11 protein-coding genes are annotated in these 11080 nt (G+C 70.7%); 4 read left to right on the forward strand and 7 right to left on the reverse strand.

Annotation, left to right across the window (positions count from 1 at the left end; translation table 11 throughout):
• Positions 1–8 precede the first annotated feature (8 nt).
• Positions 9–833 (reverse strand): formate/nitrite transporter family protein, encoded by an 825-nt coding sequence (locus tag KXR53_RS27415; protein WP_437378481.1) that lies wholly within the window; start codon positions 831–833, stop codon positions 9–11.
• Positions 834–931: 98 nt separating this feature from the next.
• Positions 932–2155 (reverse strand): oxalate decarboxylase family bicupin, encoded by a 1224-nt coding sequence (locus KXR53_RS27420; protein WP_437378482.1) that lies wholly within the window; start codon positions 2153–2155, stop codon positions 932–934.
• A 486-nt stretch (positions 2156–2641) separates the two neighbouring features.
• Here KXR53_RS27420 and KXR53_RS27425 point away from each other — a divergent pair, with 486 nt between their 5' ends.
• Entirely contained in the window at positions 2642–3598 is a 957-nt protein-coding gene (locus tag KXR53_RS27425) for an aldo/keto reductase (protein ID WP_437378483.1), read from the forward strand.
• A gap of 8 nt (positions 3599–3606) precedes the next feature.
• Here KXR53_RS27425 and KXR53_RS27430 read toward each other — a convergent pair whose 3' ends face one another.
• Positions 3607–4614: an NUDIX hydrolase gene (locus KXR53_RS27430; RefSeq protein ID WP_437378484.1), complete on the reverse strand. Its 1008-nt coding sequence runs from the start codon at positions 4612–4614 to the stop codon at positions 3607–3609.
• A 188-nt stretch (positions 4615–4802) separates the two neighbouring features.
• Here KXR53_RS27430 and aspS point away from each other — a divergent pair, with 188 nt between their 5' ends.
• Positions 4803–6602: an aspartate--tRNA ligase gene (gene aspS / locus KXR53_RS27435; protein WP_437378485.1), complete on the forward strand. Its 1800-nt coding sequence runs from the start codon at positions 4803–4805 to the stop codon at positions 6600–6602.
• Between the two features lie 56 nt (positions 6603–6658).
• Positions 6659–7477 (forward strand): EipB family protein, encoded by an 819-nt coding sequence (locus KXR53_RS27440; protein WP_437378486.1) that lies wholly within the window; start codon positions 6659–6661, stop codon positions 7475–7477.
• Between the two features lie 174 nt (positions 7478–7651).
• Here KXR53_RS27440 and KXR53_RS27445 read toward each other — a convergent pair whose 3' ends face one another.
• Positions 7652–8353 (reverse strand): superoxide dismutase, encoded by a 702-nt coding sequence (locus tag KXR53_RS27445; RefSeq protein WP_437378487.1) that lies wholly within the window; start codon positions 8351–8353, stop codon positions 7652–7654.
• A gap of 130 nt (positions 8354–8483) precedes the next feature.
• Complete coding sequence (locus tag KXR53_RS27450; RefSeq protein WP_437378488.1) at positions 8484–9782, reverse strand: DNA polymerase IV; 1299 nt, start codon at positions 9780–9782, stop codon at positions 8484–8486.
• 150 nt (positions 9783–9932) lie between these two features.
• On the opposite strand from KXR53_RS27450, the gene KXR53_RS27455 reads away from it, so the two are divergent.
• Positions 9933–10298, forward strand: a complete 366-nt coding sequence (locus tag KXR53_RS27455; RefSeq protein ID WP_437378489.1) for a response regulator — start codon at positions 9933–9935, stop codon at positions 10296–10298.
• Between the two features lie 97 nt (positions 10299–10395).
• Here KXR53_RS27455 and rpmG read toward each other — a convergent pair whose 3' ends face one another.
• Positions 10396–10563, reverse strand: a complete 168-nt coding sequence (rpmG, locus tag KXR53_RS27460; RefSeq protein WP_026872484.1) for a 50S ribosomal protein L33 — start codon at positions 10561–10563, stop codon at positions 10396–10398.
• A gap of 180 nt (positions 10564–10743) precedes the next feature.
• Positions 10744–11080 (reverse strand): hypothetical protein (locus tag KXR53_RS27465; RefSeq protein ID WP_437378490.1); only part of this gene is annotated, 337 nt, incomplete at its 5' end.

An 11080-nucleotide genomic window follows, 5' to 3' on the forward strand; every position in this document is an offset into this window, starting at 1 on the left:
AACCGGGGTTAGGCCCGCGGCAGGGCGTTGGACGGCTGCGCGACCGGGGCAGGGGCTTCGGCCTGCCGGCCGGCGTCGCGCTCCTGCAGCCAGTAGCCTAGCCCGACCATCAGGCCGCCGCCGACGAGATTGCCGAGCGTCACCCACAGCAGGTTGTGCACGGCGCCGGACAGCGTGACGGTCTCCGGATGCTCGCCTATGAGAGCTAGGGCGAAGACGAACATGTTGGCGACCGAATGCTCGAAGCCGCAGGCGACGAAGATCGCGATCGGCCAGAAGATCAGCGCGATCTTGGCGGCGTCGTTCTCAGTGCGGCCGCACATCCAGATGGCCAGGCAGACCAGCCAGTTGCACAAGAGGCCGCGAGCGAACAGCTCGTAGCCGGGCGCCGCCATCTTGGCGGCGACGACGGTGAAGAACTCGCTGCTGCCGTCTGTCAGCAGCACGCCGCCGCCGGCCATGCGCAGCAAGGCCGCCAGCACCACCGCGCCGACCAGGTTGCCGACCCAGCAGGCGATCCAGACGCGCAGCATGTCGCCCACGCCGCTGTCGCCGCGCAGCGCGGCGAAGGGCATGTACATGGCGGTGCCGGTGAACAGCTCCGACCCGGCGAAGACGACGATGGTCAGGGCCGAGGCGAAGACCGCGCCCATGACCAGATGCGACCAGGACGGGTCGGCATGGGCGCCGACGGTGAACATGAAGATGTCGCCGAAGCCGATATAGGCGCCGGCCAGGGCCGAGCCGATCAGGAAGCTCAGCAGATGGGCCCTGACCATGTCGGCCTTGTGCGCCCCGGCCTCGGCATATCTGGCAATGGTGTCGCGGTACATCGCCGGTCTTCTCCTTCACGGTGCCGGATGTTGCGTCCAATCCATCCCTCGCCGGGCCCCCGCGTCTGGTGCAGGGGCCCGGCGGCGGGGCCGCCGGCTCAGCCGGCGACGACCGGGGTCTTGTCCTTGCGCAGGGCGTCCATCACCGCCTTGTCGAGGTTGAGATGGCCCTGCACCAGCTCCGGCGGGGTCAGCGCCAACCACTGGTCGAGCGAGACGTCGGCGTAATGGTCGCTCTTGAACATCTCGAGGAAGCGCAGCGTCGTGCTGCCGGTGTTCTCGATGTAGTGGCCCATGGCGAAGGGCACGAAGCCGACATCGCCGGCCGTGAAGTCGAAGGTTCGGGCGGTGCCGACGGCGCCGAACACGCCCATACGGCCCTGGCCCTCGATGTAGTACTGCCACTCGTCGGCGTTCGGGTGCCAATGCAGCTCGCGCATGCCGCCGGGCTCGATCTCGACCAGCGCCGCGGCGATGGTCTTGGAAACCGGGAACACCGAGGAGTCGGTGATCCGGACGGTGCCGCCCTTGGTCTTGATCGGCGTCTGGGCCAGCATCCGGTGACTGAAGCTCTGCGGCACTGGCGTCGCCCCGGCGATCTTGTCGCCGGCCAGCGGACGGGGCACCGGCAGGTTGAAGATGTAGCGCTCGCGCGGGTCCGGCGTGTGGCCGAAATATTTCGGGTCGACGCCGAAGTTCTTGCCCAGCACCGCGGACGGCACGTGCTTGAACCAGTCGCTCAGCAAGAAGGTGCTGTCCTCGTCGAACTCGCCGTCATCGAAGACCAGCAGGAACTCGCAGCCGTCCCTGCCGAGGCCCTGGATCGAATGCGGAATGCCGGAGGGGAAGTACCAGAGGTCGCCGACGCCGACATCGTCGACGAAGTTGTTGCCGGCGGCGTCGACCGCGGTGATCCGCGCCTCGCCATACAGCATGTAGGCCCATTCCGCCTGCTTGTGCCAATGCAGCTCGCGGGTGCCGCCGGCGTTCAGGCGCATATTGACGCCGGCGATGGTCTTGGAGATGCCGAGCTCGCGCACCGTGACCTGGCGGGTCCAGCCGCCCTCCTCCTGGCGCACATGCGAGTCGGAGAAGGAGAAGCGGAGATTCGGCAGCGTGCCGCTGTCGGTCCGCGGCGGGTTCAGGATGTCCGGGTTCTCGCCGGCGCGCAGCAGATCGTGCGGCCCCGGATCGGTGCCGCCGCGGCCCGGGGTCATCGGCTGCGGCACAGCGGTGCCCTGGGCGTTCGCGCCGGTGGCGGCGACGGCGAGGCCGCCTGCGGCCATGGTGCCGAGGGCGGCGCGGCGGGTGAACAGGGTCATTTGTTCCTCCAGTCCTTCGTGGTCCCGGCTTTTCAGGAGCCGGACCGCACGCCGCGAGCCACGGGCCGACGCGGCGGCGTCATCAGATCCACGCGTCGATCGTCTTCCCGGGAGGCGGCGAGGTGGAGGTCGGGACGACAGGGCGTCGGGGCCTCGCCTGCGCCTTCGGCCGAGGCCGATTGGCACGCTGGCTCGGCGGTCGGGTGGGCCGTTGCCGTTCCGACCGTCGATGCCTCGGAAGAGAACGCGCTTTGCGCGCCCGGCACCATCATATTGACGGTTGGGCTCGTAACCGCGAGCGGTGCGATGAGCCATACCTTGGTATAGGCAAGCCGGCCGGCCTGCCATCGCAGGCGTTGAGCGTCGGCCGTCCCGATGCCTAGAGTGGGGAGGGGCAGAGGGCGCCGCGGCACGCCCGGCAATGGCCGCAGGAGTCCGGCCGGACCGCAGGAGTGACCGCCGGACGCGATCGTGGGAGTAGAGACCGTGGAACTGCGCAATCTCGGCCGGTCCGGCACCCAGGTCGGGCCGCTCGCCCTCGGCGGCAATGTCTTCGGCTGGACCGCGGACGAGGCCGCCTCTTTCCGGGTGCTCGACGCCTTCGTCGACGCCGGGCTGAACCTGATCGACACGGCCGATTGCTATTCCTCCTGGGCGCCCGGCAACCAGGGTGGCGAGTCGGAGACCATCATCGGCCGCTGGCTGAAGCGCAGCGGCAAGCGCGACCGGGTGGTGATCGCCACCAAGGTCGGCTGGGAGATGCCGGGCCGGCCGCAGCGCAAGGACCTGTCCGCTGCCTGGATCCGCGAGGAGGTGGAGAACTCGCTGCGCCGGCTGCAGGTCGACGTCATCGACCTGTACCAGTCGCATCACGACGACCTGGAGACGCCGCAGGAGGAGACGCTGGCGGCGCATGCCGAGCTGATCCGGGCCGGGAAGGTGCGGGCGATCGGCGCCTCGAACTTCTCGGCCGAGCGGCTGGCCTCGGCCTTGAAGATCAGCGCCGAGAAGGGCCTGCCGCGCTACGAGACGCTGCAGCCGCACTACAACCTCTACGACCGCTCGGGCTATGAGGGGCCGCTCGAGGATCTGTGCCGGCGCGAGGAGATCGGCGTGATCACCTACTTCTCGCTCGCCGCGGGCTTCCTGACCGGTAAGTACCGCAGCGAGGCCGACCTGTCGCAGAGCGCCCGCGGCGGCCGCGGCATGAAGGACCGGCTGAACCCGCGCGGCCTGCGCATCCTCGACGCGCTCGACCAGGTGGCGAAGGCGCATGGCGTCCGCCCGGCCACGGTGGCGCTGGCCTGGCTGATCGCCCGGCCCGGCATCGCCGCGCCGATCGCCAGCGCCACCAGCCCGGAACAGCTGCAGGACCTGGTCGCCGCCACCCGTCTGACCCTGACGGCCGACGAGATCCGGCTGCTGGACGAGGCCGGCCGGTAGCGATCACACTATCCAGGCCGGCGCGACAGCGGCAGCCTCACCCCCGGCTCGGGCAGCTCCTGCAGCACCTCGCGGCGGAAGCGGACCAGCCGGGCCGGGCGGCCGCCGGTGCCGCCGGCCACCTCGCCGGTTTCCTCCACCAGCCCCTGGCTGTCGACCAGGCGGCGGAAGTTCGGGGCGTGCAGGCGCAGCCCCGCCAGCGCCTCGACCGTGCGCTGCAGCTGCGACAGGGTGAAGGTCGGCGGCATCAGCTCGAACACCACCGGCCGGTACTTGATCTTGCCGCGCAGCCGGCCGATCGCGGTCGCCAGGATGCGGCGGTGGTCAGCCGCCATCGGCGCGCCCTCCGCCAGCGCCGGGCAGGCGGGGCCGCGGCCGTCCCGATGCGCCTCGGCGGCGAGGCCAGCCTCGTACATCAGCTCATAGCGCTCCAGCACCCGCTCCTCGCCCCAGGGCAGGCCGCCCAGGCCGAAGGCGATGCGCAGCCGGGCCTCGCGCCGCCGCCGCTCGGCGTCGCTGCCGGCGGCCGCGGCCCAGCCCGCCAGCGTCGTCTCGATCCGGTCCAGCAGCTCCGGGCGGCCGCCGCGCCGGTCCTCCCAGGGGAAGTGGTGGTACCAGTCGCTCCACAGGCTGTCGCCCCAGCCGGCCGGCGCGGCCTCGCGCAGCAAGGCCAGATAGCCGACCGACAGCACCCGGCCCGGCCCGGCGAGCTGCCGGTCGCGGTCCCCGAAGGTGTAGAGCTGCTCGACATAGCCGAGCGGCTGGCCGGTCTGCGCCTCGACCCAGGCGCGCAGCCCCAGCTCCAACGTCCGGTGCTGCGGCTCCAGCGGGCCGGCGGGCAGGGTCGGGATGCCGTCCGGCCCGCGCAGGGCCAGCACGCGCGGCGTGTCGCCGGTCACGGCGACGACCACGGCCGACAGGTCGACTGTCACCCGGTCCTGGGCGGCCCGGTTCTGGGGGGCCCGGCTCGGGGGGGAATTTGGCGCCCGCGGCGCCTTGGCCGTCACGCCGGCCATCGCGGATCCGAAGCCTCGACTCTCATGCCGCCAGGATAGCATGCGCGGGCGTCGGTTCGGTGACTCTCCGGGAGGCACGGCGGGGATATGCCGACAGAAGAGGGCAGGGACGTCGAGCCGCGGCTTGACAGGCCGGGGCGGGCAGTGTCACTGACCGGCGTTTCATGCCAAGGTCCGAGAGCGATCCCATGCACCCCTACCGCACCCATACCTGCGGCCAGCTTCGTCCCGAACAGGCCGGCGAGACCGTCCGCCTGTCGGGCTGGGTCCATCGCAAGCGCGACCACGGCAATCTGCTGTTCCTCGACCTGCGCGACCATTACGGCGTGACGCAATGTGTGGTCGATACTGACAGCCCGCATTTCGCCGGGGCCGAGGCGGCGCGCGTCGAGAGCGTTGTCACCGTCACCGGCGCCGTGGTTCGGCGCAGCCCCGAGACCGTCAACGACAAGCTGCCGACCGGCGGCATCGAGGTGCGGATCAGCGACTTCGCGCTGCAATCCGCCGCCCAGGTGATCCCGCTGCAGGTGGCGTCGGACGAGGAGGCGGGCGAGGACATCCGTCTGCGCTACCGCTTCCTCGACCTGCGGCGGCAGAAGATGCAGCGCAACATCATGCTGCGCAGCGAGGTCATCGCCTCGATCCGCCGCCGCATGATCAGCCAAGGCTTCCACGAGTTCCAGACGCCGATCCTGACGGCATCGAGCCCGGAGGGCGCGCGCGACTTCCTGGTGCCGGCGCGGCAGCACCCCGGCAAGTTCTACGCCCTGCCGCAGGCGCCGCAGCAGTTCAAGCAGCTGCTGATGGTGGCCGGCTTCGACCGCTACTTCCAGATCGCACCCTGCTTCCGCGACGAGGACAGCCGCGCCGACCGGTCCCCGGGCGAGTTCTACCAGCTCGACTTCGAGATGAGCTACGTCACCCAGGAGGACGTGTTCCAGGCGATCGAGCCGGTGCTGCGCGGCGTGTTCGAGGAGTTCGCGGGCTTCACCGGCGTCAGGAAGGCTGTCACCCAGGGGCCGTTCCCGCGCATCCCCTATGCCGAGTCGATGCTGAAATACGGCAACGACAAGCCGGACCTGCGCAACCCGCTGGTGATCTGCGACGTCACCTCGGTGTTCGCCCGCGAGGACGTGACCTTCCGCGCCTTCAAGGGCGTGATCGAGAAGGGCGGCGTGGTGCGCGCCATCCGCGCGCCGAAGGTCGCGGACCGGCCGCGCAGCTTCTTCGACAAGCTGAACGGCTGGGCGCAGGAGCTGGGGGCGCCAGGCCTCGGCTACATCGTGTTCGAGGCCGGCGCCGGCAAGGGCCCGATCGCCAAGTTCCTGGAGGCGGGCGCCCAGGAGGCGCTGCGCGAGGCGACCGGCGCCGAGGACGGCGACGCCGTGTTCTTCGTCGCCGACCTGGAGGCCGCGGCCGCCAAGCTGGCCGGCTTCGCCCGCACCAAGATCGGTCAGGAGCTGGACCTGATCGACCCGAACCGCTTCGAGTTCTGCTGGATCGTCGACTTCCCGATGTACGAGCTGAACGAGGAGACCGGGCAGATCGACTTCAGCCACAACCCGTTCTCGATGCCGCAGGGCGGGCTGGAGGCGCTGGAGTCGCAGGACCCGCTGACGATCAAGGCCTACCAGTACGACATCGTCTGCAACGGCGTGGAGCTGTCCTCGGGCGCGATCCGGAACCACAAGCCGGAGATCATGATCAAGGCGTTCGAGATCGCCGGCTACAGCCGCGAGGTGCTGGAGGAGAAGTTCGGCGGCATGCTGTCGGCCTTCCGCTTCGGCGCCCCGCCGCATGGCGGTTCGGCCCCCGGCATCGACCGCATCGTCATGCTGCTGGCGGACGAGCCGAACATTCGCGAGGTCATCGCCTTCCCGATGAACCAGCGCGCTGAAGACCTGCTGATGGGCGCCCCGGCCGAGGTCGACGCGGCCCGGCTGAAGGAGCTGCACATCAAACTGGACCTGCCGAAGAAGGCGGGCTGAGAGACCACGGCGCCGCGGCGCTTGCATCCGCCCGCGGCTTCGGGCTGAGATGGCGCATGTCCCGCATCGCGCCATCCGCCGCCCTTGCCCTCCTGCTGCTATCGTCCGGCACGGCCCAAGCCGCGCCGGCGGTGGCGCTGCAGCCGCACCGGGCGGTGTATTCCCTGACCCTCGACATGACGCGCGGGCAGCGCAGCGTGATCGCGATCCAGGGCCAGATGGAGTATCGCTGGGCCGCCGCCTGCGACGGCTCCAGCTTCGAGCAGAACTATCAGGTGGCGATGGTCTACGCCTCGGGCGACACCATCACCCGCAAGACCCGCTACGCCGGCTGGGAATCGGCCGATGGGCGCGAGCTGACCTATAATCTCAGCTCCTCCACCAACGGCGAGGCCAAGGAGGACATCCGCGGCACGGCGCGGCTGGACGACGTCGGGGCCGGCGACGCCGTGTTCAAGGCGCCGTCCGATCTGAAGCAGGCGCTGCCGCCGGGCAGTCTGTTCCCGACCACGCATATGCAGCGGCTGGTCGAGGCGATGCGCCAGGGGCAGCCGATCTTCACCGCCGGCTTCTTCGACGGCAGCTCCACCGACGGGCCGCAATATGTCAGCGTCGCGATCGGCCGCGCGCAGCCGGGCGACCCTGCGGCCGACGCGCTGCGGCGCGGCCCCTCGCACCCGATCAACATGGCCTTCTTCAAGGTCGGCGAGGCCGAGAAGGGCAAGGGCGAAGGCGCCGAGCTGCCCGAATACGAGCTGCGCCAGCGCCTGTTCGAGAACGGCATCGCCGACCGCATCGTCATCGATTACGGCGACTTTGCCATGGCGGCGACGCTGGACACGCTGGAGCCGATCGCGCCGCCGCGCTGCGAGTGATATCAATCCTTATTGAGACCGACGCTCCGGCCCTTCCTCGTCATGGCGAGCGAAGCGTGGCCATCCAGTTCCGCAGCCAGGACAAGCCCAACCCGCCTGGATGGCCACGCCCCTTCGGGGCTCGCCATGACGATGAGAGGCATGGGTCGACGAGGGCTCGTAGGGGCGCCCACCTCAAGCCCCGAGCCGGTCCGACACCACCGACCAGTTGACCAGGGTCTCCATCACCGCCTTGACGTGGTCGGCGCGGCGGTTCTGGTAGTCCAGATAGTAGGCGTGCTCCCACACATCGATGCCGAACAGCGGCTGGCCGCCATGGGCGAAGGGCGAATCGGCGTTCGAGGTGCCGACCAGGCTCAGCTTTCCGGTATCGGCCACCAGCCAGACCCAGCCGCTGCCGAACACCTTGCCGGCGGCCTCGGTCGTGGCCTTGACCAGCCCGGCCTGGTCGCCGAAGGCCTCGGCGATCGCCTCGGCCAGCCGGCCCTGCGGCGCCTTCGGGCCGCCGGGGACGAACTGCTCCCAGTACAGGTTGTGGTTCCAGGCCTGGCCGGCCTGGTTGAAGATCGCGGCGTCCTTGGCCTCGGCGGATTTGACCACGACCTCGGCCAGCGTCATCGACTCGTAGGGCGTGCCCGCGGCGAGCTTGTTCAGCTGGTCGTAGTAAGCCTTGTGGTGCTTGCCGTAGTGGAGGCCGACGGTTTCGGCGCCGATCGTCGGGGCCAGCGCGTCTTCCTTGAACGGCAGCGGCGGCTGCTTGAACGGGCCGGTCGGGGCCGCCGCGGTCTGGGCCGCAGCCGGGCGTGGGGCGCCGATCCTGGCGGCGGCGGCGAGGGCGGCGGCGCCGCCCAGCGTCAGGGCTTCACGTCGGTTCATCGCAGGCTTCCTCGTTTGGCCGGCCGGGCCGGCAGATCGCGTCGAAAGCAGATGGGACGGGAGTCTCCCCTCGACCAGTGCTCGGCGCCCAGTGGGATCATGAGGCCGCGACCGAAGGACGCGATCGCCTTCATCCGGAACGCCGCGGCGGGCCGGACCGGCCGCGGGCGATGATGTCCGGCCCCAGCTTGCGGCGCACCGCGTCGACCGCCTCCTCGACCGCGCGGCGGCGGGCGGAGGCGGGGTCCAAGAGGTCGGGCGGGTCGGCCAGGCGACCCTCGACCAGATCGGTGCAGCCGACGCCGATCAGCCGGAAGGCCTCGCCGGTCGCCGCCTGCTCCACCATCGGCGCGGCGGCGCGCCAGATCGTCTCCGCCAGCTGGGTCGGGTCGGGCAGGCGGTGGCTGCGGGTGAGCTGCCGGAATCGCGCGGTCTTCAGCTTCAGCACCACGGTGCCGCCGGCCAGGTCGTGCTTCTTCAGCCGGGCCGCCACGGTCTCGCACAGCGGCCACAGCTCGCGCAGCAGCGCCTTCGGGCGCTGGATGTCGGTGTTGAAGGTGGTCTCGGCCGAGACGCTCTTGGTCTCGCCGTCCGGGTCGACCGGCCGCTGGTCCTCGCCGCGGGCATAGCGGTAGAGGCGCCGGCCGAAGACGCCGAAGCGGCGGACCAGCGCGCTCTCGTCCAGCCGGCGCAGGTCGCCGACGGTGCGGATGCCGTCGCTGAACAGCTTCTCGCGCATCACCTTGCCGACGCCGGGGATGATGCCGACCGGCTTGTCGGCCAGGAAGGCCATGGCCTCGGCCCGGCCGATCACGGCGAAGCCGCGCGGCTTGTCCAGGTCAGACGCGATCTTGGCCAGCATCTTGTTCGGCGCCAGGCCGATCGACAGGGTGACGCCGATCTCGCGCTCCACCTGCCGGGCGATGGCGGCGCAGGTCTCGGCCGGGCTGCGGCCGTGCAGCGCCTGGGTGCCGGACAGGTCGAGGAAGGCCTCGTCCAGCGACAGCGGCTCGACCTTCGGCGTCGCGGCCAGGAACAGGGCCCGGATCTGCCGGCTGACCGCGGCGTATTTGGCCATGTCCGGGCGCAGCACCACGGCGTCGGGGCAGGCCTCCAGCGCCTTGAACATCGGCATGGCCGAGCGGACGCCGTAGAGCCGGGCGACATAGCAGGCGGCGGAGACCACGCCGCGGGTGCCGCCGCCGACGATCACCGGCCGGTCCTGTAGCTCCGGCCGGTCGCGCTTCTCCACCGTGGCGTAAAAGGCGTCGCAGTCGAGATGGGCGATGGCAAGCGCGTGCAGCTCGGCATGGCGGACCAGGCGCGGCGACCCGCAGCGGGTGCAGCGCCGCGCGCCCGGCGGCGGATGAGCGCCGCAGTCCCGGCACAGGCCGGGCAGCAGCTCGGCCCGGTCCGGCTTCGGGCTCATCGCGACACTGTCGAGAGATCGGCCATGTCGCGATTGTACCTGTTTTGTACCGGACGCGCATCGGGACTCGGATCGCGGCTTTACAACGCGGAAGGCCGGATCGATCTTGGCTGGCCGGGCGGTCTGGCCCCGGTGCTGGGGACCCTGGGCATGCCGAAGACCGTGCTGATCGTCGAGGACAACGAGCTCAACCGGAAGCTGTTCGTCGACGTGCTCGAGGCCAATGGCTACGCCACGATCGCCACCGACAGCGCGTCGGAGGTGATGGCGCTGGCGCGGGCGCATCGGCCCGACCTGATCCTGCTCGACATCCAGCTGCCCGAGATCTCGGGGCTGGAGGTGACGAAATGGCTCAAGGCCGACCAGGAGCTGGCGACGATTCCGGTGATTGCGGTGACGGCGCTGGCGATGAAGGGCGACGAGGCGATGGTGCGCGCCGGCGGCTGCGACGACTACATCTCGAAGCCGATCAGCGTCGCGGGCTTCATCGCCACGGTGCGGCGTCACCTGGATTGAAGCCGGACGGCAGGCATGCGAAAGGCCCCGCCGAGGGCGGGGCCCGGTGCGGACAGGCGGAGAAACGGCGCCCGGTCGGCCGACCGGGGCGCGCCGCTTACTTGATCTTGCCTTCCTTGAACTCGACGTGCTTGCGCGCGACCGGGTCGTACTTGCGCAGCGTCAGCTTCTCGGTCTTGGTCTTCGGGTTCTTCTTGGTGACGTAGAAGAAACCGGTGTCCGCAGTGCTGTTCAGGCGGATCTTGATGGTGCTCGGCTTGGCCATGATGCTGGTTCCAATATGACTCCGCTCGGCGCCGCATCACGGGCCGGGAAGCGCGCACCATAGCGTCCGCCGCGCGCGAGTCAAGTGCGGCGGTGTCCCGCCTTCATGCCGACGCCGTGCAGACCCTCCCCCTTGCAAGGGGAGAGGGAGAATGGAAGATCCGGCCTGTGCCGCCGGCCGTCACCCGGTGTCGGGGGCAGGCTTCGGGTCGTCGACATAGAGGCCGAGGCCGAGGGAGCGGCAGAGGCGGTCGGCGGTGGTGGCGGTGGTCTCGGTGTCGAGCCACTCGATCACGTCGGGCTCCTGCAGCCGGACCGCGAGCCCGGCCCGGAGCCCCGGCACCCGGGCGGGGTCGCGGACCTCGGCGAAGGCTCGCGCCATGGCGGCGGCGACCGCCTGCCGGCGCCGGGCCCGTTCGGCCTCGATCGCGGCCGGGCCGCCGGCCGGCTTGGCCGGGCGCGGCGTCGCCGGCCAGCCGAGGGCGCCCCAGCGGGACCACTCCTCCGACAGGCCGAGG

It is taken from the genome of Inquilinus limosus (genome assembly GCF_051487185.1).
Lineage (GTDB): Bacteria > Pseudomonadota > Alphaproteobacteria > DSM-16000 > Inquilinaceae > Inquilinus > Inquilinus limosus_F.

Excerpts from the sequence above, each read along its gene's own strand:
- KXR53_RS27440 (WP_437378486.1), top strand. The coding sequence starts at position 6,659 with ATGTCCCGCATCGCGCCATCCGCCGCCCTTGCCCTCCTGCTGCTATCG.
- KXR53_RS27415 (WP_437378481.1), bottom strand. The coding sequence starts at position 833 with ATGTACCGCGACACCATTGCCAGATATGCCGAGGCCGGGGCGCACAAG.
- KXR53_RS27430 (WP_437378484.1), bottom strand. The coding sequence starts at position 4,614 with ATGGCCGGCGTGACGGCCAAGGCGCCGCGGGCGCCAAATTCCCCCCCG.
- aspS (WP_437378485.1), top strand. The coding sequence starts at position 4,803 with ATGCACCCCTACCGCACCCATACCTGCGGCCAGCTTCGTCCCGAACAG.
- KXR53_RS27455 (WP_437378489.1), top strand. The coding sequence starts at position 9,933 with ATGCCGAAGACCGTGCTGATCGTCGAGGACAACGAGCTCAACCGGAAG.
- KXR53_RS27450 (WP_437378488.1), bottom strand. The coding sequence starts at position 9,782 with ATGAGCCCGAAGCCGGACCGGGCCGAGCTGCTGCCCGGCCTGTGCCGG.
- rpmG (WP_026872484.1), bottom strand. The coding sequence starts at position 10,563 with ATGGCCAAGCCGAGCACCATCAAGATCCGCCTGAACAGCACTGCGGAC.
- KXR53_RS27420 (WP_437378482.1), bottom strand. The coding sequence starts at position 2,155 with ATGACCCTGTTCACCCGCCGCGCCGCCCTCGGCACCATGGCCGCAGGC.
- KXR53_RS27445 (WP_437378487.1), bottom strand. The coding sequence starts at position 8,353 with ATGAACCGACGTGAAGCCCTGACGCTGGGCGGCGCCGCCGCCCTCGCC.